At 65.1% G+C, this 24,549-nt stretch carries 20 protein-coding genes; 12 read left to right on the top strand and 8 right to left on the bottom strand.

The window, feature by feature from the left end; all coding sequences use genetic code 11:
* Positions 1–3 precede the first annotated feature (3 nt).
* Complete coding sequence (locus C3B44_RS01220) at positions 4–759, bottom strand: succinate dehydrogenase cytochrome b subunit (RefSeq protein WP_108430753.1); 756 nt, start codon at positions 757–759, stop codon at positions 4–6.
* Between the two features lie 379 nt (positions 760–1,138).
* Between C3B44_RS01220 and ramB the strand changes: the two genes are divergently transcribed.
* Positions 1,139–2,557, top strand: coding sequence for an acetate metabolism transcriptional regulator RamB (gene ramB / locus C3B44_RS01215; protein WP_108430752.1), 1,419 nt, complete (start codon positions 1,139–1,141; stop codon positions 2,555–2,557).
* On the opposite strand, the gene C3B44_RS01210 is transcribed toward ramB, so the two are convergent.
* Both C3B44_RS01210 and lpdA read right to left on the bottom strand, forming a co-directional pair.
* Positions 2,523–3,503, bottom strand: a complete 981-nt coding sequence (locus C3B44_RS01210; protein WP_108430751.1) for a hypothetical protein — start codon at positions 3,501–3,503, stop codon at positions 2,523–2,525. The two genes, ramB and C3B44_RS01210, sit on opposite strands and share 35 nt — an antisense overlap.
* Before the next feature lie 34 nt (positions 3,504–3,537).
* Entirely contained in the window at positions 3,538–4,950 is a 1,413-nt protein-coding gene (gene lpdA, locus C3B44_RS01205) for a dihydrolipoyl dehydrogenase (RefSeq protein ID WP_108430750.1), read from the bottom strand.
* Between the two features lie 456 nt (positions 4,951–5,406).
* On the opposite strand from lpdA, the gene C3B44_RS01200 reads away from it, so the two are divergent.
* The 10 genes from C3B44_RS01200 to C3B44_RS01155 all read left to right on the top strand — a co-directional run bounded on the left by C3B44_RS01200 (position 5,407) and on the right by C3B44_RS01155 (position 16,906).
* Positions 5,407–6,522: an alpha/beta hydrolase gene (locus tag C3B44_RS01200; RefSeq protein ID WP_108430749.1), complete on the top strand. Its 1,116-nt coding sequence runs from the start codon at positions 5,407–5,409 to the stop codon at positions 6,520–6,522.
* An 83-nt stretch (positions 6,523–6,605) separates the two neighbouring features.
* A complete protein-coding gene (locus tag C3B44_RS01195) occupies positions 6,606–8,597 on the top strand; it encodes a prolyl oligopeptidase family serine peptidase (protein WP_108430748.1) in 1,992 nt (663 codons plus the stop codon).
* A 730-nt stretch (positions 8,598–9,327) separates the two neighbouring features.
* Positions 9,328–10,665 (top strand): M1 family metallopeptidase, encoded by a 1,338-nt coding sequence (locus C3B44_RS01190; RefSeq protein WP_108430747.1) that lies wholly within the window; start codon positions 9,328–9,330, stop codon positions 10,663–10,665.
* Entirely contained in the window at positions 10,662–11,849 is a 1,188-nt protein-coding gene (locus C3B44_RS01185; RefSeq protein WP_108430746.1) for a lipopolysaccharide biosynthesis protein, read from the top strand. The genes C3B44_RS01190 and C3B44_RS01185 overlap by 4 nt, the downstream gene beginning before the upstream one ends.
* 8 nt (positions 11,850–11,857) lie before the next feature.
* Complete coding sequence (gene rfbB / locus C3B44_RS01180) at positions 11,858–12,853, top strand: dTDP-glucose 4,6-dehydratase (protein ID WP_108430745.1); 996 nt, start codon at positions 11,858–11,860, stop codon at positions 12,851–12,853.
* Positions 12,854–12,855: 2 nt separating this feature from the next.
* On the top strand, positions 12,856–14,157 hold the full coding sequence (gene rfbD, locus C3B44_RS01175) for a dTDP-4-dehydrorhamnose reductase (RefSeq protein WP_108430744.1): 1,302 nt from the start codon (positions 12,856–12,858) through the stop codon (positions 14,155–14,157).
* The gene (rfbA, locus tag C3B44_RS01170) at positions 14,154–15,014 is read left to right on the top strand and encodes a glucose-1-phosphate thymidylyltransferase RfbA (protein ID WP_108430743.1); all 861 of its coding nucleotides are present in this window, start codon (positions 14,154–14,156) and stop codon (positions 15,012–15,014) included. The genes rfbD and rfbA overlap by 4 nt, the downstream gene beginning before the upstream one ends.
* 12 nt (positions 15,015–15,026) lie before the next feature.
* Positions 15,027–15,842, top strand: a complete 816-nt coding sequence (locus C3B44_RS01165) for a glycosyltransferase (RefSeq protein ID WP_108432507.1) — start codon at positions 15,027–15,029, stop codon at positions 15,840–15,842.
* 21 nt (positions 15,843–15,863) lie between these two features.
* Positions 15,864–16,568 carry a glycosyltransferase family 2 protein gene (locus tag C3B44_RS01160; RefSeq protein ID WP_108430742.1) on the top strand — a complete coding sequence of 235 codons (705 nt, stop codon included), beginning with the start codon at positions 15,864–15,866 and terminating at the stop codon, positions 16,566–16,568.
* The gene (locus tag C3B44_RS01155) at positions 16,565–16,906 is read left to right on the top strand and encodes a DUF2304 domain-containing protein (RefSeq protein ID WP_108430741.1); all 342 of its coding nucleotides are present in this window, start codon (positions 16,565–16,567) and stop codon (positions 16,904–16,906) included. The genes C3B44_RS01160 and C3B44_RS01155 overlap by 4 nt, the downstream gene beginning before the upstream one ends.
* Here the strand turns inward: C3B44_RS01155 and C3B44_RS01150 are convergent.
* The 4 genes from C3B44_RS01150 to C3B44_RS01135 form a co-directional block, all read right to left on the bottom strand.
* Positions 16,894–17,826, bottom strand: coding sequence for an NAD-dependent epimerase/dehydratase family protein (locus C3B44_RS01150; protein WP_108430740.1), 933 nt, complete (start codon positions 17,824–17,826; stop codon positions 16,894–16,896). The two genes, C3B44_RS01155 and C3B44_RS01150, sit on opposite strands and share 13 nt — an antisense overlap.
* A gap of 176 nt (positions 17,827–18,002) precedes the next feature.
* Entirely contained in the window at positions 18,003–18,635 is a 633-nt protein-coding gene (locus C3B44_RS01145) for an MBL fold metallo-hydrolase (RefSeq protein WP_108430739.1), read from the bottom strand.
* Positions 18,635–19,729 (bottom strand): S-(hydroxymethyl)mycothiol dehydrogenase, encoded by a 1,095-nt coding sequence (locus tag C3B44_RS01140; protein ID WP_108430738.1) that lies wholly within the window; start codon positions 19,727–19,729, stop codon positions 18,635–18,637. The genes C3B44_RS01145 and C3B44_RS01140 overlap by 1 nt, the downstream gene beginning before the upstream one ends.
* 321 nt (positions 19,730–20,050) lie before the next feature.
* Positions 20,051–20,899 carry a GDSL-type esterase/lipase family protein gene (locus C3B44_RS01135; protein ID WP_108430737.1) on the bottom strand — a complete coding sequence of 283 codons (849 nt, stop codon included), beginning with the start codon at positions 20,897–20,899 and terminating at the stop codon, positions 20,051–20,053.
* Between the two features lie 233 nt (positions 20,900–21,132).
* Between C3B44_RS01135 and C3B44_RS01130 the strand changes: the two genes are divergently transcribed.
* Positions 21,133–22,773, top strand: a complete 1,641-nt coding sequence (locus C3B44_RS01130) for an AMP-binding protein (RefSeq protein WP_108430736.1) — start codon at positions 21,133–21,135, stop codon at positions 22,771–22,773.
* Here C3B44_RS01130 and C3B44_RS01125 read toward each other — a convergent pair.
* Positions 22,770–24,398: a hypothetical protein gene (locus C3B44_RS01125; RefSeq protein WP_146183489.1), complete on the bottom strand. Its 1,629-nt coding sequence runs from the start codon at positions 24,396–24,398 to the stop codon at positions 22,770–22,772. The two genes, C3B44_RS01130 and C3B44_RS01125, sit on opposite strands and share 4 nt — an antisense overlap.
* Between the last annotated feature and the right edge of the window lie 151 nt (positions 24,399–24,549).

Below are 24,549 nucleotides of genomic sequence, written 5' to 3'. Positions count from 1 at the left end.
CTCCTAGCCGACCAGGCCAACGGCGATGGACAGGGGCATTACGATGTTGCCGATCATGACGACAGCGGGCACGACCGCGGCGAGGAAGGCGAAAACTCCCATCCACTTGCGGCCGGTGATGCCGAGGTCCGAGGCGGCCAGCTTGATTCCGTGGAACAGGTGCAAAAACAGCGCCAGCATCGCGATGATGTAGAAGATGGTGACCGGCCAGCGCGAGAAGGTGGCGATCATGTTGTTCTGGATCTCGCCGTGCACGAACTCGCTCGGGGCGGCCGGCTGGACGCCCATGGTGAGATCCAGGACGTGGAAGATGATGAACGCCAGCAGGATGACGCCGGTGATCAGCATCGAGCGGGTCGCGGTGGTGTCCAGCCCGCCCATGAGGTTGGAGCGGGAGAACTTGCCGCGCGACTGCTTCGAGCGGCTGGCCAGGGTGATGGCACCGTGGATGTGCAGGATCACCGCGACCAACAGGACGATACGGGCGATCCAGAGGAGGCCCTCCTCCGGCAGCAGCGGGGCGCCCGCCTCCCGCAGCCAGCGGCCGTATTCGTCGATCGCCGGGACGCCGTTGTGGTCCGGCATAAAGATCTTCAGGTTGCCGACCATGTGGATCAGCACATAGATGGCGAAGATCAGGCCGGTGATGGCCATTACGAGCTTCATGGCCCACGTCGGGTAGGCCGGCCGCTCACGTAGCGGCTGTTCAGTAATTTTGCCGTGACGGATTGCCTCACGGTCCACATTATTCACAGTCATGGCACCTCCAGTGTCGTAATCACTTTAAAGCCCCACCGGGGACCAGACCAGCGAGACCCGTCTTCTGCGGCGCTTTAAGCTCTGCCAACGGTGCGTGCAAACTCGTCACCGCGAGGTTAGGGTGTCCTATATTGTCCAGCATTCACACCGTCTTCGTGGGCCCTACACGTGAAATTCACAGGCGTACACTCCACTACCTTCGCAAGTGTGACCTTCACCACGCCTGGTTTTCCGCCCAATACAGGCCACCCCGTTAGGTGTCATACTTTCGGCGGATAACGGATTCACACACCTACGCCACACTGCTGCGAAGACCTTCACAAAATCGACCTCGCTTTTTACCTTAAGAAGGTGAGCCGCCTCACGGTATTCTTTCGGCATGGCCAAGACCTATGTCGGATCGCGCCTGCGCCAGCTGCGGCGCGAACGGGACCTCAGCCAGGCGGCGCTCGCCGAGTCTCTCGGCCTATCCGCCAGCTACGTCAACCAGATCGAACACGATGTCCGCCCGCTCACCGTCCCAGTGCTCATGCGCATCACGGATACCTTCGGCGTGGACGCCACGTTCTTCTCGCAGGACGATGACTCTCGCCTGCTCGCCGAGATCCAGGACGTCATCCAGGACCGCGAGCTGGTCACCAACTCCACGGCCACCGGTTTAGACCTCCACGAGCTCTCCGAGATGGTCTACAACCACCCGGACATCGCACGCACGCTCGTCGATATCCATCGCCGCTATCGCACCGTGCGCGACAAGCTCTCGCTGGCCACCGACACCCGCCGCGTTGCCCCCGGCCAGCAGGCCTTATCGATGCCACACGACGAGGTCCGCGACTTCTTCTACACCCGCCAGAACTACTTCGACACCCTCGATCACTGGGCGGAGTCCCTCGCCGCGGACGTGGGGGTGGCCACCTCCCATATCTCGGAGACCGAAAAGGCACTCGCCGAGCGCCTGCGCGAAAAACACGGCATTGACCTGCACACCTCCGAAACCCCGGGGCTCCTCCACCAGCTCGACGCAGCCTCCGGAACACTCCGCCTCGCCAGCTTCCTCACCACCGGACAGCGCGCCTTCCGCATGGCGGCAGAGCTGGCGCAGCTCGAGGCGGAGCCGCTTTTCGACGAACTCATCGCCGCCGAACCCTTTAGCTCCACGGCCTCGCGCAACCTCGCCCGGCGCGGCATCGCCAGCTACGCCGCCGCCGCGACGGTCATGCCCTATCGCCTGATCCACCGGGAAGCGGAGCGCTGCGGCTATGACGTCGAACACCTCATGAACGTCTTCGGCGTCGGCTACGAAACGGTCGCCTCGCGGCTGTCCACCCTGCAGCGGCCGAATCTGCGCGGGGTGCCTTTCACCTTCGTGCGCGTCGATCGCGCGGGCAATATGTCGAAGCGCCAGTCCGCCACGGGCGTGCACTTCACTAACTCCGGCGGTACCTGCCCACTGTGGGTGGTCTACGAGACCTTCGCGCGGCCGGGCACGATCGTGCGCCAGCACACCCAGATGCCCGACGGGCGCGACTACCTGTGGGTCGCCCGCACCGTGCGCCATCATCACGGCCGCTTCACGGATACCGACAAGCTCTTTTCCATCGGTTTGGGCTGCGAGGTGCGCCACGCCGATCGCACCATCTACTCCCGGGGGCTGGATCTGTCGAAGTCCGCGAACGCCACCCCCATCGGCGCGGGTTGTCGCACCTGCCCGCGCAGCAACTGCCCGCAGCGGGCGTTCCCGGCGATCAACACGGAGCTAGAGATCAATCCTCATCGCTCGTCGATTGCGCCCTACTGACCTCGCGGCGCGCGACCTCTCGGGGGTTATACGTCGACGAGCGGATCTTCGGCGAGCGGTCGAAGTTGGAGGCGATCGCACCGGCCAGCACGCCGAGCGCCGTGGAGAACCACCCGATGCGCACATAGGTGCCGACGCCCACCGCCGCCCCGTCGAGCTGTTCGCTCAAATAATCCGGTGGCACGATGACGGCGGCGAGCAGCGTCAGCGCGACGATGCCTAAGGCGAAGACGACGAGCACGGTCAGGCCGACCGTCGTCGAGGTCACCGCGTTATCGAGCCTGCCCAGCCACCGCGGCGAGCGTCGGGCGGGTTTCTGCCACAGCCCGTTCGACAAGACCAGCGATACGGTGAGCACGCCGACCGCGACGAGGCTGATCCCGGCGAGCCGGGGCAGGCTCACCGCCTGGGCGAGCATCCAGATCGACCCGTAGAAGATGCCGAAACCGCCGGTCGCGCCCACCGCGGCGAACACGCTGCCGAGCGCCCCGAGCAGCCGGCCCGGCTGGTTCGCCCGCACCAGGCCGAGGTATAAACGCATCACCCCCGCCGAACCCGAAGTCTGCGCCGGACGCGGCGCGGCGAGCTCGCTGAGCACACGCCCCAGCCGGCGCCGCTGGCCGAGGACGCCGAGCGCGGGGACGGTGACCACGGCGAGGCTGCCGTCGTCACGCATGCGGAAAGAATCCGGGCCCTGCGTACCTGTTAAGGGCTGGTCCGTGACGTAGATGAGGCGATCCCACCCGTAGGAGGCGAGATCCTCGCGCGCCTGGTCGAGATCGCCGTCACTATTGCCGGAGGCCTCGAACTCTAAGTAGGTGCCCTCGACGACGGGAACCTTTAGGCCGGCGTCGCGCAGGGCGGCACGGGCGTCGCGGGCGGGGATGCCGGGGTCGGCGACGATACCGACGGCGACATCACTCGGAAAAGAAGAGCTTGGAGCCATGAGGCCCCAAGCTTACATGCGGTCACTCTAATTACTAGAGGTTGATCATGTGGCCCTCGATGCCGTGGGCCGCCTCCTTCATCGCCTCGGAGATCGTCGGGTGGATGTGGACGTTGCGGGCGATCTCGGCGGCGGTGAGGTCGTAGCGCTGCGCCAGGGTCAGCTGCGGGGTGAGGTCAGCGACGTGCGAGCCGACCATGTGGGCACCGAGCAGTTCGCCGAACTCGGCATCGGCGACGATCTTCACGAATCCCAGGGTCTCGTTGGCGCCGACTGCCTTGCCGTTCGCGGAGAACGGGAAGGACGCGACCTTGATCTCCTTGTCCGGCCACTTCTCCTTCGCCTGCTCCTCGGTGTAGCCGAAGGAGGCGACGTTCGGGTTGCAGAAGGTGGCGCGCGGCATCATCTGGTAATCACCCAGCGGCTGGGTCTCGGCGCCGGCGATCACCTCGGCGGCGACGACGCCTTGTGCCTCGGCCACATGCGCGAGCTGCAGCTTCGCGGTGACGTCGCCGATGGCGTAGATGTGATCGACGTTGGTGCGCATGTACTCGTCGATGTCGATGGCCCCGCGCTCGGTGAGCTCGACGCCGGTGTTTTCGAGGCCGAATCCCTCGACGCGCGGGCGGAAGCCGACAGAGACCAGCACACGGTCGACGGTGATCGTCTCGGTCTTGTCGCTGCCCTTCTTCTGGTAGTCGACCTCGACGGAATCGCCGTTGTCGCGGACCTCGGTGGTGGCGTGGCCGGTGAGCAGCTTCACGCCCAGCTTCTTGTAGGCCTTCTGGATGACCTTGGAGACCTCGGCGTCCTCGTTCGGCAGCGCGCGGTCCATATACTCGATGACGGTGACGTCCACGCCGTAGTTGGCCAGCACGTAGGCGAACTCCATGCCGATCGCGCCGGCGCCGATGATGACCATGCTCTCCGGCAGGTCGGCGTCGAGGATCTGCTCCTCGTAGGAGACGACTTTCTCGGACAGCTCCACGCCCGGCAGGGTGTTGACAACGGAGCCGGTAGCGATGATGCAGTCATCGAAGGTGACGGTCTTGCCCTTGTCCTCACCGTCGGTGATTTCGATGGTCTTGTCATCGGTGAAGGAGCCCAGACCGTTGATCTCGGTGATCTTGTTCTTCTTCATCAGGTAGTGCACGCCACCGACGATCTTCTCCGAGACCTTGCGGGAGCGCTTGTGGGCGGCCCCGAAGTCGAACTCGACATCGCCGGAGATGCCGAAAGTCTTGGCCTCGTTGTTGAAGGTGTAGGCCAGCTCGGCGTTGCGCAGCAGCGCCTTGGAAGGGATGCAGCCCACATTCAGGCAGACACCGCCCCAGTACTGCTTCTCGATAACAGCGACCGACTTCCCCAGCTGCGCGGCCCGGATGGCGGCGACATAACCACCGGGACCGGCGCCGAGAACTACTACGTCATAATGTTCATTAGCCATAGCACTAAGAATACGTAAAAGGGTCCTACACGTCGACGCTTATCGACGCCTAGGACCCTCCGCCCTCAAGCGTGGCGGCGTGAAACAGGCTGTTAGAACAGGCCCAGGGCCAAACCCAGCTGGGAAGAACCCGAAGAACCGAGGTGGATGAGGCTACCGAGGAAATCGTTGATCTGCAGCTGAATCGTCTCGAAGATGGTCATTGAGCCCTCTTTTCTGTGGTGGAGTTGTTAGTGGGCTGGAAGCCCCGTGACAGACGGTACGCGTGGTGCATACCTTGTTGGCCGAAATTATGGCATACATACCACTTGCCCACCACCGCAGGCGGCGTTAAGGTTCTTTGCAGGTTACGTGTCACGTGCATGTAACACCTGAAAGAAGCTTGCGATTACGCTTTGTGTAAACCCTGTGCTCTGTCGAGTACGTAGTCTCCCACGCACTAAGGATCGAATAGCCGTGAAGAAGTTACTGCGCTCTCTTGCCGCCCCGACCGCGGCAGTCGCCTTGGCCCTTACCGCTACCCCGACCGTCCTCGCCCAAGGGGCCAATACTGCCACCGCTACTGCGGCAGCCACCGTCACTGAACTGACTGAACCCTCCCCGGACGTCAAGGACCGTAAGTGGTGGAAGATCGCCACCGAGAGCCCGGACGTCGAGGCGTACTCCGCTTACTCCCCGGCCATGGACCGCGAGATCCCGCTGGCGGTCATCCCGGCTACCAACGAGGCCGGCGAGCGCGTCGAGGGCGCCCCGATCATCTACATGCTCAACGGCGCCGGCGGTGCTGAGCAGAACAACGACTGGTTGACCCTCAACCCGACCACCGATGACAATCTCGGCACCATCGACTTTTACAAGGGCAAGGGCGTCAACGTAGTCATCCCGATGGCTGGCGCATTCTCCTACTACCTGGACTGGGTTTCCGAGCCCAACGGCTCCTACCTCAAGGGCCCGCAGATGTGGGAGACCTTCCTGACCAAGGAGCTGCCTGGCCCGCTCGAGTCCACCCTCAACGCGGGTGAGCAGCGCGGCATCATCGGCTTCTCCATGTCTGCACTCCCGGCGCTGCTGTACGCTGCCCACAACCCGGACATGTATGGCGCTGTCGCTGGTTTCTCTGGCCACTACCAGACCACGAGCCCGATCGACCACGCCGTTCACAGCCTGACTCTGGATCGTGGTGGCGCTACCGTAGACCAGATGCTTGGCCCCATCGGTGGCCCGCGCGCGGCGTACAACGACGTCGTCGGCAACGCGCATAATCTGCACAGCACCGCGGTCTACGTCTCTAACGGCTCCGGCCTGGCCGCTGAGACCGACCTGCCTGGCTACTACATTCGCAACGGTGCCCCCGAAATCGCGGCCAGCGCTAACGCGGCGGTCCTCCAGGTCGAGGGTGGCGTTATCGAAGGTGCGACGAACCACTCGACCCACAACCTGAAGGCCAAGCTCGACCAGCACGGCATCGACGCTGTATACAACTTCCGCAACACCGGCACCCACTCCTGGCCGAACTGGCGCGCCGACGTCCACGAGTCCTGGCCGGTCTTCGAGCAGGCGTTCTTCGGCTAATTCTCTTTCGGCCCACGCCTGCCGCATCACCGCCCCGTTCCGGCTCTGGCCGCGGGGCGGTTTTTCGTATGTACCGTGGAGGCATGGACCGCCTCGACATCGACCCGGTAGACCTCGAGCCGATCGACTCCCCCACTGCCCTGAGCTGGGCCGCTGAGTGGTCGGAGCAGACCGACCGTGCCCATCCCCGCACCTCGTTGCAGGCGAAGATTCGCCGCATCCTCGACGCCGACGACCGCATCGCCTACGTCGTCCGCCGCGGCGAGCACCTTTATAACTTCTGGCGCGACGAAACCAACCCCCGCGGGCTGTGGCGGCGCACCAGTCTAGAGAGCTTCCGTGCCCCCGAGACCGACTGGGACACCATCATCGACCTCGACGTCCTCGCCGCCGAAGAGGACGAGGATTGGGTCTGGAAGGGCGTGCACATGCTCGTCCCCGACTATGACCGCGCCCTCATCCGCCTCTCGCGCGGCGGCGCGGACGCCACGGTCATCCGCGAGTTCGACATCCCCACCGAAAGCTTCGTCGAGGGCTTCGAACTCCCCGAGGCCAAACACGACGTCTCCTGGATCGACCGCGACACCCTCCTCGTGGGCACCGACACCGGCGAAGGCTCGCTGACATCCTCGGGCTACCCGGCGCAGGTGCGGCGTTGGCACCGGGGACAAAAGCTTCTCGACGCCGAGATCCTCGCCTCCGGCTCCCTCGACGATGTCGCTGTCGGCGGGTGGTGCGATACCCACACCGGCCGCGTCGTCATCGGCCGGGCGCTGGATTTCTATTCCTCGCGCACCACCGTCACGACGCCTAGCGGCCTGCAGACCCTCGAACTGCCCGAAGACTGCGAGGTCTTAATCAGCCGTGACTGGCTGTTCATCCTCCCGCGCACCGCATTCGCCGACGTCCCCGCCGGCGGCTTGGGCGTGATCGACCTCGAGGACTTCCTCGCCGGCGCCCGTTCTTTCCGCACGATCTTCACCCCCTCGCCGTCGACCTCTTTGGAATCCCTCGCGCTCACCGAGAACTTCCTGGTCATGACCGTGCTGGACAACGTGGCCACCCAGCTGTTGGTGCGGCCTTTGGCGCAGATGGCGGCGCCGTCGACACCTTTGCGACTGCCAGAGAAGATGACCGCCCGCGTGGTGGCCACCAGCTCGCACGACGGCGACGAGATCTGGATCAACGGCTCCTCGTTCACCCTGCCCGCCACGCTGTTTCGGGCGGATCTCTCCGAGTCCTTCGAGGCCGAGGAGATCGTCACGACTCCCCCGCGTTTCCGGGCGGCGGGCATCGAGACCCGCCAACACTTCGCGATCAGCGCCGACGGCACCCGCATCCCCTACTTCATCACCGGCGATTTCACGCGCGGCAAGCGCCCGACGCTCGTGGGTGGCTACGGCGGCTTCGAGATCTCCCTAACCCCCGGCTACTCCCCGGTGCAAGGCCTGGCGTGGTTGCAGCGCGGCGGGTTCGTGGTCACCCCGAACCTGCGCGGCGGCGGCGAGTTCGGCCCCGAATGGCACTCCCAGGTCACCGGCGTGCAGCGCCACAAGGTGTGGGAGGATCATGAGGCTGTGCTGCGGGATGTGGTCACGCGCGGCTACACGACGCCCACCCAAATCGGTATCCGCGGCGGTTCGAACGGAGGCCTGCTCACCGCGGGCGCGCTGAATCGCTACCCGGACGCCTTCGGCGCGGCCGTTGTCCAAGTCCCGCTGACGGACATGCTGCGCTACCACACGCTCTCGGCCGGGGCTTCGTGGATGGCGGAGTACGGCGATCCCGACGACCCCGTCGAACGCAAGGCCATCGAATCCTGGTCGCCGCTCCACAACGTCGCCGACGCCTCCGAGGTGACGTATCCGCCCGCCCTGGTCACGACCTCCACCCGCGACGACCGCGTCCACCCCGCCCACGCCCGCCTCTTCGCCCACGCGCTGGCGAAAGCCGGACACGACGTCGACTACTACGAAAACATCGTCGGCGGACACGCCGGAGCCTCGAACAACGAGCAGGTCGCGCATATGGAGTCGCTCATCTTCACCTGGCTCAGCGAAAAAGTTGGGGGTTAGGTTCTGGTGGTTGGGTTGGTTTAGGGCTGGGTTCGTTTGGGGCGCTTCCGCCCAGCGATAGCGCACCATAAGGATGCGGAGGCTTAGTCCGAGTCGCGGCCGGTTCCGTGGGGTCTGCGGGGAATTCGAACGCAAATGCCTGAAGGAAGAACCTTGCAGGACGCACAATCAGGCCATTTTCTCGCACAAAACCTTGAAGGACGCGCCCTACAAGCATCTTCCTTCAAGGGTTTGAATAGCAGCAACGGCAAACCGCGCCGAGAAGCAGACCTACAGAACGCCACGCAACCTAGGGGCCATGGGACGTTATCACGTTTGCGCGCCCGGCCGAAAGGAGTCAGCCCTAAAGGAGTCCCGCGAGGTCGAAATCAGCACTCCTTTAGATGCTACTCATTTCGACCAGCGATATCGCTTTATGCCCGCTTTATACCCGTAGAGACATTGGCAGACCACGCGAGTGTACCAGAGGGGCGAATGGTGCTGCTGTGACCAAACGTCAGGCCCCTCCCCTGCGTTCCCGGCCAAACCCTCATGTTGCACTAACGCTGGTCGAAAGGAGTCGCCCAGAAACGAGTCCCGCGCGGTCGAAATCAGGGCTCCTTTCGATAGGACTCCTTTCGACCAGCGATAGCGCAACACGCAAAACCGCCGCAAAACCGCCCAAAACGCCCTACACCAAAACCCCACCAGACCAGCACCCGCCCCACACCCGAGTAGCATTAGCCGGGATATGACTACTCGCCTGCGCTCTACCCCGATCCCCGGCACCCGCGATTCCTACACGGGTGTCGATTTCAACCTGGGCTTTCACATCCGCCATTACGATCTGGAGCTGAATTACCGGGTCGAGCCGAACCGCTTGGAGGGCACGGCGAACCTGCAGCTGGTGACGTGGAAGGACCTGGATCAGCTCACGCTGGACCTCATGCCGAACATGACGGTCAGGCGCATCACGGTCGCTGATTCAAAGGCGCGCGAGATCACGGTGGCGCGTTTCCGGCAGTCGAACGACAAGCTCCGCGTCAACTTCGCCGAGACCGTCCCCGTGGACTCTGCGTTCACGCTGGTCATCCGCTATGCGGGGACCCCGCGTCCGCGGCGCACCGCGTGGGGTGAGATCGGCTGGGAGGAGCTGGAGAACGGCTCGCTGGTCGCCTCTCAGCCGAATGGCGCGCCGAGTTGGTTCCCGTGCGATGACACCCCGGACGAGAAGGCCACCTATGACATCGCTATCACGGCCGATCATCCGTACACGGTGGTGTGCAATGGCGATCTCGTCGAGAAGAAACGGCAGTCGTCGACGACGCGGTGGCATTATCGCACGCGCCACCCGATGGCGACCTACCTCGCAACCGTGCAGGTCGGCGAGTTCCAGCACCTCGATCTCGGGGGCCGCTGCGACGCCTGGGTGCCGGCCGAGCTCGTCGCGGACGCCCGGCGCGAGCTCGCCGATCAGGACGAGATGCTCAATCTCTACGAAAAGCTCTTCGGCGAGTACCCGTTTGCGCGTTACACGGTCGTCGTCACGGAGGATGAGCTGGAGATCCCGCTTGAGGCCCAGGGCTTATCCATTTTCGGCGCCAACCACATGCGTACTGCCGGCCGCTGGGAGCGCTTGATCGCCCATGAGCTCTCGCACCAGTGGTTTGGCAACTCGCTGGGTTTGGCGCAGTGGAATGACATCTGGCTCAACGAGGGTTTCGCCTGCTACGCGGAGTGGCTGTGGTTTGAGCACCGCGGTCGCGCGATCGAGGAGTCGACGCGGCATCACTACGATGAGCTAGCGAAGAAGCCCGCAGACCTCCTGCTGGGCGACCCGGGCCCGGAGGATATGTTCGACGATCGCGTCTACAAGCGCGGCGCGCTGACCGTCCATGCCCTGCGCGTGCTCTTGGGGGATGCCGCCTTCTTCGAGGCCATCCGCAACTACATCGCCAGCGGCACCCACGGCATCGTCGAGCCGGTGGACCTGCGCCGCGAGCTCTACAAGCTGCACCCGCAGGCCGAGGTCGACGAGGTCTTGCACGCGTGGCTCGACAACCTCGAGCTTCCGGAGTACCCCCTGTGAGAGCCCTGTCGCTGGCGACGCTCTTCGCCGCCCTCTCCGGTTTCGGCGTCATCATCGTCGCCGGCCGCAGCCTCGGCGAGGAGCTCTACGACCAGTTCATGGCCTATTGGGGCCTGTTCTTCGCGCTGACGGGGCTTCTCGACGGCCTCATGCACGAAACCACCCGCGGCATCTCCGCCAAGTCGCACCAGCGCACCGACGCCACGCGCCCTGCGGCCACCCGCCCGTGGCGCTTCGGCGCGGTCATCGGCATCACGGTCGCCGTTCTCGCGCTTCTTACGGCCCCGTTGTGGGTGCCGTTGCTTATCGACGACGGCCGCTCCCCCGCCGTCCTCATGGCCATCGGCCTTCTGTCCTATACCTTCCAAACGGTGCTCTCGGGCGTGCTCTCCGGCCTGAAGGCCTGGCCGCGCTATGCCACGATGGTGGCGATCGACTCCGGCATCCGCCTCGTCCTCGCACTCATCGCGTGGGCGGCGGGCTGGGGGCTGACCGGCTTCTTCGTCATCACGGTCATCGGCGCGCTGAGCTGGCTCATCGTGTTGCGGCCGCAGCACCTGCGCGCCGCCGTCGATGTCTCCCCCGGCGTGTTCGCCCGCCGGCTGGGCTGGGCGATGGCCGCCTCCGGCTCCTCGGCCGCGCTCATCACCGGTTTCCCGGTACTGATGAAGATCACCTCGGATGATGCCGCCTCGCTCACGGGGGCTAGCCTGAGTGGCGTGATCGCGGCGGTGACTTTTACCCGCGCCCCGATTCTGGTGCCGGTGCAGCGCTTCCAGTCGGCGCTGATTGTCCGCTTCGTCGATCAGCGCACCCGCTCCGCGCTGCTCATGCCGATCGGACTCGTGCTCGCCGTGGGGCTTCTCGGCGCCGTGGCGGCCTGGCTGATCGGGCCGTGGCTCATGGTGGTCATCCTCGGCGAGGGCTTCTGGGTCTCCGGGCCGATGCTGGCGGCTCTGACGTTCGCCTCGGCGTGCACGGGATCGCTCATGATCACCGGCGCGGCCACCCTGGCCGGCGAGCGTCACCGGCTGTATGTGCTCGGGTGGGTCATCGCCACGCTCGTCGCCTTCGGGGTGCTCCTTGTGCCGCTGCCGCTGGAGATCGGGGTCGCCACCGCGTTGATGATCGGGCCGGTCGCCGGCGCCGTCGTCCACCTCAGCACGCTGCCGAGCGACGTATAGTTGCAGCCATGACCAGACTGCTCGTGACCGGCGGCGCCGGCTTCATCGGCGCCAACTTCGCCCGCCTGGCCGTCTCCCGCGGCCTCGAGGTCGTGGTGCTGGATAAACTCACCTACGCGGGCAACCGGAAAAACCTCGCCGGCGTTGACGTCGAATTTCACGAGGGCGATGTGTGCGATGAGGCGCTCGTCGATAAGCTCACCCGCACCGTGGATGCCGTGGTCCACTTCGCCGCCGAAAGCCACAACGACAACTCGCTGGATGATCCGCGCCCCTTCGTCGATACCAATGTCACCGGCACGTTCACGCTGCTGGAGGCGGCGCGACAGCACGACGTGCGCTTCCACCACATCTCCACCGACGAGGTCTACGGCGATCTCGCGCTCGACGATCCACAACGCTTCACCGAGACCACCGCGTACCGGCCGTCGAGCCCGTACTCGGCGACGAAGGCCGGCTCCGATCACCTGGTGCGCGCGTGGGTGCGTTCTTTCGGGCTGCGGGCGACGATCTCGAACTGCTCGAATAATTATGGGCCTTACCAGCACGTCGAGAAGTTCATCCCGCGGCAAATCACCAACATCCTCACCGGGCGCACCCCGAAGCTCTACGGCACCGGCGAGCAGGTGCGCGACTGGATTCACGTCGACGACCACAACGAGGCGGTGCTGACGATCCTCGCCAAGGGGCGCCTCGGCGAGACCTACAACATCGGCGCGGATAATGATCACGTATCGAACAAGCAGGTCATCGAGTTAATCTGCGAGCTCATGGGCGCAGAGGGCTACGAGCACGTCGCCGACCGGCCCGGCCACGACCAGCGCTACGCGATGAATTCGACGAAACTGCGCGAAGAGCTCGGCTGGCGGCCGCGCTACACCGACAATCACACTGGCATGCGTCAAGGCCTGCAACAGACCATCGCGTGGTATAGGGACAATGAGAGTTGGTGGCTGCCGGCGAAGAAGCGCACCGAAGACCATTACCGAGAAAGGGGCCAGTAGCTGTGATCGAGGGACTTAAAATCATCGATCTGAGCGTGCACGAGGATCAGCGGGGCTGGTTCAAGGAGAACTGGCGCCGCAGCTGGCTGCCGGGTTTTCAGCCGGTGCAGCAGAACGTGTCATTCAACGCCGAGGCCGGCACCACTCGGGGACTACACGCCGAGCCCTGGGACAAGCTCGTCTCCGTCGCCACCGGCCGGGTCTTCGGCGCCTGGTACGACCTGCGCGAAGACTCGCCGAGCCACGGCCAGACCCAGACGGTGGAGATCACCCCGGACACGGCCGTCTTCATCCCGCGCGGGGTGGCCAACGGCTTCCAGGCGCTCGAGGACAACACGACGTATCTCTACCTCGTCAACGCCCACTGGTCGCCCGAGGCGCGCTACACCAACATCTCGTATCGGCGAATCGACTGGCCGCTCGAGCCGCGCAACCTCTCTGACAAGGACCGCGAGGCCCCGCTGGAGGCGCCCGCGATCCCGGCGCGCAAGATCCTGGTCACGGGTGCCGACGGCCAGCTCGGCCGCGCCTTGCGGAAGGTGCTGGGTAAACGCGGCGAGTTCTGCTCGCGCGCCGAGTTCGATATCACCGCCCCGCCGGAGCGCGACTGGGCGCAGTACGCGGCGATCATCAACGCCGCCGCCTACAACGATGTCGACGGCGCCGAGAATGACCGCGCCGCCGCCTGGGCAGTCAACGCCACGGCCCCGGGCAGGCTCGCGCAGATCGCCCAGGAGTACGACCTGACGCTGGTGCACGCCTCCACCGACTACGTCTTCGACGGCACGCAGGACTGCTATAGCGAAGACGACCAGCCGGCTCCCCTGTCGTTCTACGGCGCCTCGAAGGCCGCCGGGGAGGCGGCCGCGGCGGGAGCCCCGAAGCACTACGTGGTGCGCACCCAGTGGGTCTACGGTGAGGGCGGAAACTTCGTCGATACGATGGCGGATCTCGCGCGCCGGGATGTTCAGCCCCAGGTGGTCCACGACCAGGTCGGGCGCATCACCAGCGCTGAGGAGCTTGCCAAGGGTATCGTACACTTGTTGGACACTCGTTCAGACTACGGAATCTATCACCTCACCGGCGGCGGCGATGCGGTGGGGCGCGACGAGATCGCCATGGCGGCGTTCATCGCGCTCGGCAAGGATCCTTCCGACGTGCACCCCACCACCACGGCCGCCTACTACGGCGAGCGCGCGCACGCCGAGCGCCCACAGCGCACCGTGTTGGACACCAGCAAGATCGAGGCCACCGGTTTTCGCCCCGGCAACTGGCGTGCGAACTTGGCGGTGTATCTGGCATGAAGGGCATCATCCTCGCCGGCGGTTCCGGCACGCGGCTTTTCCCGCTGACCCGGGGGATCTCCAAGCAGCTCATGCCGATCTACGACAAGCCGATGATCTACTACCCGCTGACCACCCTCATCCGGGCGGGCATCCGGGAGATCCTCGTGATCACCACCCCGGAAGACTCCGCGGCCTTCCGCCGGTTGCTTGGCGACGGCTCCCAGCTCGGCCTCATGATCGACTACGCCACCCAGCCACGCCCCGAGGGCTTGGCGCAGGCTTTTCTCATCGGCAAGGACTTCATCGGTGCCGACTCCGTCGCCTTGGTCTTGGGCGATAACGTCTTCGACGGCCACGGCTTTACCACCGCGCTCGCGCACTGCCAGGACCCACGCGGCGGCATCGTGTTCGCCTACGAGGTCTCCGACCCGCAGCGCTATGGCGTCGTCGAGTTTTCCGACGACGGCCGTGCCCTCTCCATCGAGGAAAAGCCCGCGCACCCGAAGTCCAACCACGCGGTGGTGGGCTTGTACTTCTACGACAACCACGTCGTCGACATCGCAGAGCAGGTCACCCCCTCTGCCCGCGGCGAGTTGGAGATCACCGCCGTCAACGACGCCTACCTCCAGGCCGGCCAGCTGACCGTGCAGCGCATGATGCGCGGCGACGTCTGGCTCGATACGGGCACCTTCGATTCCATGTCGGAGGCCAGCTCTTATATCGAGGTCCTGCAGAAGCGCACCGGCCAGGTCATCGGCTCTCCCGAAGTCGCCGCCTTTGAGCAGGGCTTCATCGACGCCGCCCAGCTCACCCGGCTCGCCGAGCCGCTGCAGAAATCCGGCTACGGCCGCTACCTCACCGACGCCATCCACTAGAAGGTCCCGATGATGCCCACCCTCAGCGTGTTGATCTCCTCCTATCACGGCAACGACCCCGTTCAGCTCTCGGCGGCGTTGAGCTCGTTGATCGCACAGACGCGCCCGGCCGACGAGATCGTCATCGTCATCGACGGGCCGATCCCCGATCGGCTGCGCCAGGTCATCGACGGCTTCTGTGCCTCCGAGCCGAGCGCACGCACCGTCGAGTTAGAGACCAACCAGGGCTTGGGCCCGGCGTGCCAGGCGGGCCTGGAGACGATCAGCAGTGACTTCATCGCCCGCCTAGATGCCGACGACATCGCCTATCCCGAGCGCTTCGCCACCCAGCTGGAGGCGTTTGCCAGGGACCCGGATCTCGACGTCTGCGGTACCGCCGTAGCCGAGTTCCAAAAACACCCCGGCGACGGGGATAACGTGCGCCGGATGCCCGAAAGCCACGAGGAGATCCTGAAGTATCTGCGGATCAACACGCCGGTGAACCACCCGTCGGTGATGATGCGTACCGACGCGGTCCGCGCCGCCGGCGGCTACCGGGACGTGCACTTCATGGAGGACTACGACCTGTGGGCGCGCCTGGCGACCGGCGGGTATCGCTTTGTGAACCTCCCGGAGCCGCTGACGTATTTCCGGGTCTCCGACGAGCAGTTCGGCCGCCGCACCGGCAAGGAGATGTTCGCCGCCGATGCCCAGATGCAACGCAACCTGGTCCACTACGGTCTGATCTCGCAGCCGCGCGCGGTGCTCAACATGCTCGTGCGCTCGGCTTACCGGCTATTGCCGGCGCCACTTCTGCGCCGTGTATATTCTCGGTTGTTTCATCGCTAAACGCTAGGATCTTTAATTGCTATGGAGACTTCTACCGGGTTCGAGGACACCTGGCTGATCATCCCCTGCTTTAACGAGGGGCCGGTCATCCAGTCGGTCATTGAACACGCGCGCGAGACCTTCCCGAACATCATCGCGGTCAACGATGGCTCGCGGGATAACTCCGCCGAGGCGATCCACGCCGGCGGTGCCTGGCTCGTCGATCACCCGGCCAACCTGGGGCAAGGCGCCGCGCTGCAGACCGGTATCGAGTTCGCCCGCTCGCGCCCGGGCGCCCGGTTTTTCGTCACCTTCGATGCCGACGGCCAGCACCAGGTGGACGATGTCGTCCGGATGGTCGAGCGGCTGCGCCACGAAGAGGTGGACATTATCGTCGGCACCCGCTTCGGCGATAAGGAGCGACGCCGCACGAAGGTGCCCCTGCTTAAGCGCATCATCTTGCCGATCATCGCGAAGCTGTCGGCGAGCTCCCGTAAGCTCGGGCTGACGGACACCCACAACGGGCTGCGGGCGTTCAACAAGAAGGTGGCCGACGGCATGAACATCCGGATGAACGGGATGTCGCACGCCTCCGAGATCGTCAGTGCGATCGTCGAGAACGGCTGGCGGGTGGCCGAGGAGCCCGTCGAGATCCTGTACACCGAATACTCCATGAGCAAGGGCCAGTCGCTGATCAACGGCGTGAACATCCTGGCCGACGGATTGGTATCGAAGAGATTGCCGTGATCCAACTCATCCTTTTGATCGCCGCCGTGGCGCTGGCGATCTACTTCCTCACCCACCGGCGCAAGGCGCAGGCGAAGGCATTCGTGAAGATCGGCTTCGTCGTCTTTCTCATCGCCACCGTCTGGGCGGTGCTGCGCCCGGATGACCTCACGGTGATCGCCAACGCCATCGGCGTCGACCGCGGCACGGACCTCATGCTCTACGCCCTGGTGGTGGCGTTCATGTTCACCACCTTATCCACGTGGATCCGCTTCCGCGAACAGGAGCTGCGCTACGCCCGCCTGGCGCGCGCGGTCGCGCTGCAGTCGCCGGTGGCCCCGGACGATCAGCCGCAGTAGAACTCCACGGTGCGGCGGATGCCCTCTTCGAGCGTGATCTCGGGGCGCCAGCCGAGCACCTCGGTGGCGCGGTCGTGCGAGAGCGCCGAGCGCGGCACGTCCCCGAGACGCGCAGGTGCGTAGTCCGGGTTATCGGGAGCGCCGGCCGCCTCGGCGACCAGGGTGTGCAGCTGCCGGTCGGTGGTCTCCACCGAGGTGCCGATGTTGAAGCGCAGGCCCCCGCCGACCGGGCCGGAGGTCAGGTAAAAAGCGCGCACGACGTCGCCGACATAGACGTAGTCGCGGGTATTCGACCCGTCGCCGAAGACCTTCGTGGGCTCGCCCGCGAGCAGGCGCTGGGCGAAGATGGCGACGACACCGGCCTCCCCGTGCGCGTCCTGGCGCGGGCCGTAGACATTCGCCGGGGCGATGTGCGAGCACTCCAGCCCGTAGAGGTTGCGGAACATGTTGAGATACACCTCGCCGGCGTACTTGCTGGCTGCATAGGGCGAGCAGGGATCCGGAACCCGGTCAGAGGGGACCGGCAGCGGGGCCTCGGCGCCGTAGATCGCTCCGCCCGAGGAGGTGAACACGATCTTGCGCACGTCTGCTTTAAGGGCGGCTTCGGCCAGGCGGATCGTGGAGAGGATGTTCATCTCCGCATCGGCGACCGGGTCCTCGACGGAGGCGCGCACGTCGATCTGCGCCGCAAGGTGGAAGATCACCTCCGGGCGGGCCTTGGCGACGAGCGTATCCAGATCCGCCTTACGCAGATCGGCCTGGACAAACTCGACGCGCCCGCTCTCTACGGCGTGGGCGAGGTTGTCCATCGTGCCGCGGGAGAGATTATCGACGACCACCACCTCGTGGCCTTCAGAGACCAAGAGGTCGACGAGGTGGGATCCGATGAAGCCGGCACCGCCAGTGACTATTGTGCGCATGCCCAAAAGATTAGCACTCGTAGTACAACGCTAAACCGCCCCGAGGCCCTGGTCAAGTTCATGCAGATCCTGCCAGGCGATCAATATTCACCCCGGAGGATCTTACAAGAAGAGGCCGCGATGTCGAGGCACTAGTCCTCGCGCGCGGCCTGAGGTAGGTGGAAGAGCGGGTCCTTTTAGTACCCGCGACGCTTCCACTCCTCGAGGTACGGGGCCTCGTCGCCCACCGTGGTGTGGGGGCCGTGGCCGGTGCGTACCTGGGTCTCGGCGGGCAGGGTCAGAATCGAGGTCTCGATCGAGTCGATGATCGTGTCGAACGAGGAGAACGACCGGCCCGTCGCGCCCGGACCGCCCTGGAACAGGGTGTCGCCGGCGAAGAGCTCGTTGGCCTCCGGCAGGTACAGGCAGCACGAACCAGGCGAGTGACCCGGGGTGTTGAGCACCTTCATGTCCGTACCCGCGATCCGGAAGGTCTGCATGTTCTGCATCTCGATGAAGCCCGTGTCCGGGTGCGTCATGTCCCACAACATCTTATCGCCGCCGTGCAGGTAAATCGGCGCGGACAGCTTTGCGGAAAGCTCCGGTGCGACGGTCACGTGATCGTTGTGACCGTGGGTGCAGATGATGCCGCGCACGTTGCGGTCACCGACAGCCTCGATGATCGGATTCGCGTCGTGGGCAGCGTCGATAATGTAGACATCCTTATCGTCGCCGACGAGCCAGATGTTGTTATCGACGTTCCACTCTCCGCCATCGAGGGCGAAGGTGCCGTTGGTCTCGACGTGATCAATACGCAGCTGGTCAGTCATTAAAGAACCACCACCGATCGCAGAACGTTACCCTTCTTCATGGTCTCGAACGCATCCTCAACGGCGTCGAGCGGGATGCGCTCAGTGACAAACTTATCAAGCGGCAGCTGGCCGTTCTCGAAAAGCTGAGTGTAGGCCGGGAAGTCGCGCTCCGGCAGGCAGTCGCCGTACCAGGCGGGACGCAGGGAGCCGCCGCGGCTGTAGAAGTCGATGGCGGGCAGGTCGATCTTGTCGGTGAGGTTCGGCACGCCGACCATGACCATGCGGCCCGCGTGGTCGCGGGAGTAGAAGGCCTGCTGGAAGGTCGGCATGATGCCGACGGCGTCGATGGCGACGTCGGTACCGAAACCATCGGTGAGTTCGCGGACGGCCTCGGCGACCTCTTCCACGCTCATGTCCTTCGAGTTGATGGTGTGGGTGGCACCCAGGCCCTTGGCCCACTCGGTCTTGCGCTCGTCGATGTCGACGGCGATGATCTTGCCGGCACCAGCCAGCTTCGCGCCAGCGACGGCAGCCATGCCGACACCCCCCAGGCCGAAGACGGCGACGGACTCGCCGTAGGAGATCTCACCGGTGTTCACGGCAGCCCCCAGGCCGGCCATGATGCCGCAGCCGAGCAGACCGACGGCAGCCGGGTCTGCCTCCGGGTTGACCTTGGTGCACTGACGCTCGTGGACGAGGGTCTTCTCGGCGAAGGAGCCGATACCCAGCGCCGGGGTGAGCTCGGTGCCGTCGGTCAGGGTCATGGACTTGGAGGCGTTGAAGGTGTTGAAGCAGTACTTCGGCTCACCCTTCTTGCAGGCGCGGCACTCGCCACAGACGGCGCGCCAGTTGAGGATGACGTAGTCGCCTTCTTTGACGTGGGTGACGTCCTCACCGACGGTCTCGACGACCGCAGCGGACTCGTGGCCCAGCAGGAAGGGGAAGGCATCCTCGATGTCACCGTTGCGGTAACCCAGGTCGGTGTGGCAGACACCGCAGGACTTGACCTTGACGATGACGTCGTTCGGGCCCGGCTCCGGGATGACGATGTCGGTCAGTTCGACCTCGGCACCCTTCTCGCGGGCGATGATTCCCTTCACAGTGGTGGACATTCGGCTCCTTAAAACGATATCGGACTTCCGTTGCGATCTTTTCCGGGTTGCGTGTGCTTCTCCCCCGGAAACGCGTCCGAGCGTGGTTTCCCGAACTCCGAACACGCTTGCAACGCGCTTACGCGCCCACCGTACCAACGAATTCCAACAAGGGCCCGTTAATGAAAACAAGGTTCGACTGACGGACAGGTGATATCAATGCGGGGTGGATTAGGCGATAAATAAGGGGATTTTCACGCTTTTCGGACATATCCAGGCATAACAAAGGCCCCGATCCCCTTAAGAACTCGTGGGGATCGGGGCCTGAAAGGCGCCGGCGTGTTAGCTAGCAGCGATCACGTTCGCGACGTGTTCGTGGCCGCGATGGTTGACATGCAGCGGCAGATTGCCGGGCCCAGCGTAGAAGTCGACAATGCCGGCCCACATGCGCTGGTGATCCGGAGCACACATGTGATTGTGGGCGGTCGACGGCTTCAAGTCAAGAAACTCGACGCCGGTGGCGCTCGCCAGGGCGCGCTGCATGTTCTGCGCCTGCCACTGCCAGCGGTTCGCGTCCGGGAAGAAGGTGGTGTCCGAGATTTCCGGGCCGACATGGAAGAGACAGACGAAATCGCCCTGTGTCAGCGCCGGGTAGCCCACGATCTGGATCCGGGCGTTCGGCGCGGCGTTGCGGATGCGCTGGATCTGCGGGGCCATGGCGCCGACGAACGTGGCATTAAGCTGCGCGTCATTCAGGTGGCGGTTGTTGTAGGTGTCATTGAAGCCGGTGGAGATGATCACCCGCTGGGTGCCGGGGTTCAGCCCGCCAGTGGACAGGGCGCGATCCACCTGGGCGGAGACCTGCGGGCCCGCAGAGATCGATACGGCGCCGGAGCAGGAGTAGTCGCGCACCGCGAGTCCCAGCTTCGCCGTGGCGGCGCGGCCCCAGGTGAACTGGCCCTGGGGGCAGCCGCGGTGCGGGTTACCCGAGGAGCCGAGCTGGCCGTTGCCGATGCCGCCGGCGAGGTATTCCGGCACGGTCGGGTTCGCGATGACCGAGTCACCGAAGATGACGGCATTGCGCTCCTGCGCCTGCGAATTCGTGGCAGCGGGGCCGAGCATGAGGGCAATGCCGGCGACTAGCGCGGCAACCACGGCAACGAGGCGCCGGGCGGTGATTGTGAGCAACATTAAAATCTCCTTAGTAACAACCGGGAACTCGCCGGAGATATAAATAACATGCAATCCTTTAGGCACACGAACCACAGTAGTCAGTGTACAGCTTGGCTTTCAAAACCAAAACCACAACGACCTACACTAACTCATCGGCCATTCCTAGCCAGCGTTAACTTAAACCACAGCGTGGATCTGTGCTGAGTTCAACCGTTGCGTCCGTCCGACCGACCAAGGAGTAGCTCTACCCAATGACCACCCTGAACCCCCTGCAGTCCGCGGCGTTCGAGGCCCGCTCTCTCACTTCGTTCGTCCCGTCGCTGTTTCGCACTGGCATCATCGACACCAAAGCCCGCCTCCGCGACACCGCCGCACTCCTGCCGAACCTGGCGCGCTACCGCTTCACCCTCGCCCGCGAGGTAGAGACCGGCGCCTCCTCCGTCCCGGATCGTCTCGCGCTTATCGACGACGACGGCACCCTCACCTACCGCCAGTTCCAACAGCAGGCACAGACCCTGGCGAAGTACCTGCTCTCCCTCGGGCTGGACAAGCTGCGCATCGGCATCATGGCCCGCAACGGCCGCGGCATGCTTTTGCCCATGGCCGCCAAGGGCTACGCGGGTGCCACGATGTACCTGCTCAACGTGGGTTCCTCGGCAGACCAGCTGCTCGGCTCGATCGAGGAAAACGACATCAACGTCTTGTTCATCGACGACGAGTTCGCCGAGCGCATCCCCGATCGCCCCGGCACCCTGCCGATCATCGCCCACACCAGCGAGGCGCACCCGGATGAGCTGACCATCGAGAAGATCGTGCGCCACCCGGAGGCCGTCCAAGAGATCCGCCTGCCGGTGTTTCCCGACCACGGCGACATCGTACTCATGAGCTCGGGCACCACCGGCATCCCCAAGGGCGTGGTGCGCCCGGAGCCGAAGCTGCCGGTGGTCCTCCAGGGCATCGTGCGCGCCATCCCGATCCACGCCGACCAGCGCGTGCAGATGACCGCCTCCATGTTCCACACCTGGGGCTGGGCGATGACTAACGTCGTCTTCGCCGCCCGCAACACGGTGGTCACTCAGCGCGTCTTCGACCCGGAGAAGTGCTTCCAGCAGATCGAGAAGTACCGCTGCGACGGCCTGTTTTCCTCCCCCATCTTCTTCAAGCAGATGCTGCAGCTGGAGAACCAGAAAGACTACGACACCTCGTCGCTGAAGTACCTGGCCTCCTCCGGCCATGCACTGACCCCGGCGCTGGTGGAAGAGGTACACAAGCGCTTCGGCAAGATCCTGTGCAACATCTACGGCTCCACCGAGCTCACCCTGGCCGCCGGCGCCACCGCCGAGGAGATCGCCGCCGATCCCACGATCGCCGGCGAGGTCTCCGCCGGCACCCGGCTGAAGATCCTCGACGACGACGGCAACGAAGTGCCCAACGGCGAGGTCGGCCGGATCTTCCTGCGCAACTCCACCTCCCTGACCGGCTACACCAACCCGAACATCCCGATCGTGCGCGTCGGCGACCTCATCCAGATGGGCGATTCCGGCTACCTGGATGAAGAAGGCCGCCTGCACGTGCTCGGGCGTGTCGACGACATGATCATCGTCGGAGGCGAAAACGTCTACCCGCGCAGCGTCGAGGAGGTCCTCGAGCCCATGCCCGGCATCCGGGACCTCACAGCCCAGGGTGTCGACGACGACCATTCCTTCGCCCGCATCGCCGTCTGGATCGTGCGGGAGGATTCCGACGACGGCCGCGCCCTCACCGAGAACTCCGTGCGCGACTGGGTGCGCGACCGCCTCGTGGAGCACTCGATCCCCCGCGATGTCCACTTCGTCGACGAGCTGCCGCGCAACGCCGTCGGCAAGGTCGTGCCGCGTTTCCTGCCGAACTAACGGCTGGGCGCGAGCAGCCCGACCTCGCTACGGCCCAGGCACAGCTCGGTATCGAAGCTTGCGACGGTGATCTCCTCACCGCCACCGGCAGCCGAGATGTGCAGCTGCTCCAGCCCATCACGGGCGGCCACCCGCACCGGATCGCCGTCGACGATGGATATCTCGAAGTCACCATCCTCACCGGTCAAAACGTTGAGCCTGATCACCCAATCGCGGGCCATCAAGGGCCCGTCGAGCGCGATCGTGCGGGTCTTTCCCGCCGACACGCAGCCCGGCTCCTGCTCCGTGGCACGCACCGGGTAGAGCTCTGCGGCGATGAGGTTGCCTTGGGCGTCGACAAGCGCCGGCTCGCGAGTGACCGCGCCGATATCCTCCTCCGACAGCAGCGCGCCCAGCCGGTGATAGGGGTGCGCGATGGGCAGCAGCACCTCGAGGGGCACAGCCTGGTCGAAGATGGGCTCGGCGCGCTCGTCGAGCTGCGCCTGCAGCGTGGTGAAGTAATCGCCCGCCGGCTGATCCGCCCAGCTGCGCGCGTAGGTAAGCGTGCTGACCAAGCTGCTCACCGCCAAGACCACCAGCACCACCGCGCCCGGGATGCGCAGGCGCCCGCGCACCAGCACCGCCACGGTGAGTACGACGAAGACCGCGACCTCCGCGAAGTGACGCAGCGTCTGGGTGATCTCCGCCGCGGTGGCGTCGCCGCCACGAGCCAGCGCGAGCGCCATTATCGGCAGCAGCGGGTAGGCTCCGACCACGATCACCGCTGGCAGGGCCCGGGAGGTCAGAGCGAACAGGAGCACCAGCACCGCTGCGAGCACCCCGAGCACCACGGCGGCCAGCGGCGGATCAGTAAACGGCGGGCCCGGGTGCCACCGGCCCCAGTCCCAGGGGCCGCCGATAAGCGTCGGCAAGAACGCATCCAGGTAGCCGGCATGGACCAGCGCGCCGAAGTCCCCCCGGCTTTCCGACGAAGGATTGCCCACCACCAGCGCATACACCACCGCCCACACGACTGCCGGGCCGATCAGCGGCGCGCTGAGCTTCGCCACGGGCAGCATCCCCCGCTGCAGCGCCCACGCCCACGCCGCGACCAACAGCAGCGAGGCCGGGGCGGCAAGAAGCGCGCGCTCGCTGAACAGGCAGGCGGCGAAGACCGCCAAGAGCACAATCGCCAGATCCCCCGGGTGCCGACGCCGCACGTACAACCACGCATGCACCAACCACACCGCCATCATCGCGTGCAGCGGCAGCGAGTTGACCGCGGCCGCCGCCCACGTGGTCACCGGCAGCGTCAGCGGCGTCAGCGCGTAGATCCCGGTGACCCACCAGGCGCTCGACGGGCGGATGCGCCACGCCGCATACGCGACCGCTCCGACCGCCAGCAAGTTGCCGAACCCCAGGGCCGCCACCCCCGCCGGCCAGTTAAAACCTTCGGTGAGCTGCGCAAACAGCCAGATCACCAGCCAGGACCCGGGCATTAGGTGCCCGTCGTGCTCGGTGAACAACAGCTCGCCGAGCGGCGTCTCGCGGGCCGTGCCCAAAAGGATGAGGTCGTCCCAGTAGAACCACCCCTGCGCAGCCACGACCGTGCGGATCGCGAGGCCCGCGATCACGACGACAATCAACGGCCAAAGGTGGGTACGGTTGCTCTGGCTGCTCTGGCTGCTATGCGATGAATGGGTGTAGGCGGTGGTCGTCTGGGGTGTCATACCCGGAATCTTACGTTGCGTGCGGGTGGATTCCGGGGGTGTTTGGGGGTTCGGGCTTGTTGCGTGG

The organism is Corynebacterium yudongzhengii (assembly GCF_003065405.1).
Classification (GTDB): domain Bacteria; phylum Actinomycetota; class Actinomycetes; order Mycobacteriales; family Mycobacteriaceae; genus Corynebacterium; species Corynebacterium yudongzhengii.
The sequence above is the reverse complement of the archived record's forward strand: the minus strand, read 5'-3'. Positions and strand labels throughout refer to the sequence as shown.

Excerpts from the sequence above, each read along its gene's own strand:
- C3B44_RS01220 (WP_108430753.1), bottom strand. The coding sequence starts at position 759 with ATGACTGTGAATAATGTGGACCGTGAGGCAATCCGTCACGGCAAAATT.
- ramB (WP_108430752.1), top strand. The coding sequence starts at position 1,139 with ATGGCCAAGACCTATGTCGGATCGCGCCTGCGCCAGCTGCGGCGCGAA.
- C3B44_RS01210 (WP_108430751.1), bottom strand. The coding sequence starts at position 3,503 with ATGGCTCCAAGCTCTTCTTTTCCGAGTGATGTCGCCGTCGGTATCGTC.
- lpdA (WP_108430750.1), bottom strand. The coding sequence starts at position 4,950 with ATGGCTAATGAACATTATGACGTAGTAGTTCTCGGCGCCGGTCCCGGT.
- C3B44_RS01195 (WP_108430748.1), top strand. The coding sequence starts at position 6,606 with ATGGACCGCCTCGACATCGACCCGGTAGACCTCGAGCCGATCGACTCC.
- C3B44_RS01190 (WP_108430747.1), top strand. The coding sequence starts at position 9,328 with ATGACTACTCGCCTGCGCTCTACCCCGATCCCCGGCACCCGCGATTCC.
- rfbB (WP_108430745.1), top strand. The coding sequence starts at position 11,858 with ATGACCAGACTGCTCGTGACCGGCGGCGCCGGCTTCATCGGCGCCAAC.
- rfbA (WP_108430743.1), top strand. The coding sequence starts at position 14,154 with ATGAAGGGCATCATCCTCGCCGGCGGTTCCGGCACGCGGCTTTTCCCG.
- C3B44_RS01165 (WP_108432507.1), top strand. The coding sequence starts at position 15,027 with ATGCCCACCCTCAGCGTGTTGATCTCCTCCTATCACGGCAACGACCCC.
- C3B44_RS01160 (WP_108430742.1), top strand. The coding sequence starts at position 15,864 with ATGGAGACTTCTACCGGGTTCGAGGACACCTGGCTGATCATCCCCTGC.
- C3B44_RS01150 (WP_108430740.1), bottom strand. The coding sequence starts at position 17,826 with ATGCGCACAATAGTCACTGGCGGTGCCGGCTTCATCGGATCCCACCTC.
- C3B44_RS01145 (WP_108430739.1), bottom strand. The coding sequence starts at position 18,635 with ATGACTGACCAGCTGCGTATTGATCACGTCGAGACCAACGGCACCTTC.
- C3B44_RS01140 (WP_108430738.1), bottom strand. The coding sequence starts at position 19,729 with ATGTCCACCACTGTGAAGGGAATCATCGCCCGCGAGAAGGGTGCCGAG.
- C3B44_RS01135 (WP_108430737.1), bottom strand. The coding sequence starts at position 20,899 with ATGTTGCTCACAATCACCGCCCGGCGCCTCGTTGCCGTGGTTGCCGCG.
- C3B44_RS01130 (WP_108430736.1), top strand. The coding sequence starts at position 21,133 with ATGACCACCCTGAACCCCCTGCAGTCCGCGGCGTTCGAGGCCCGCTCT.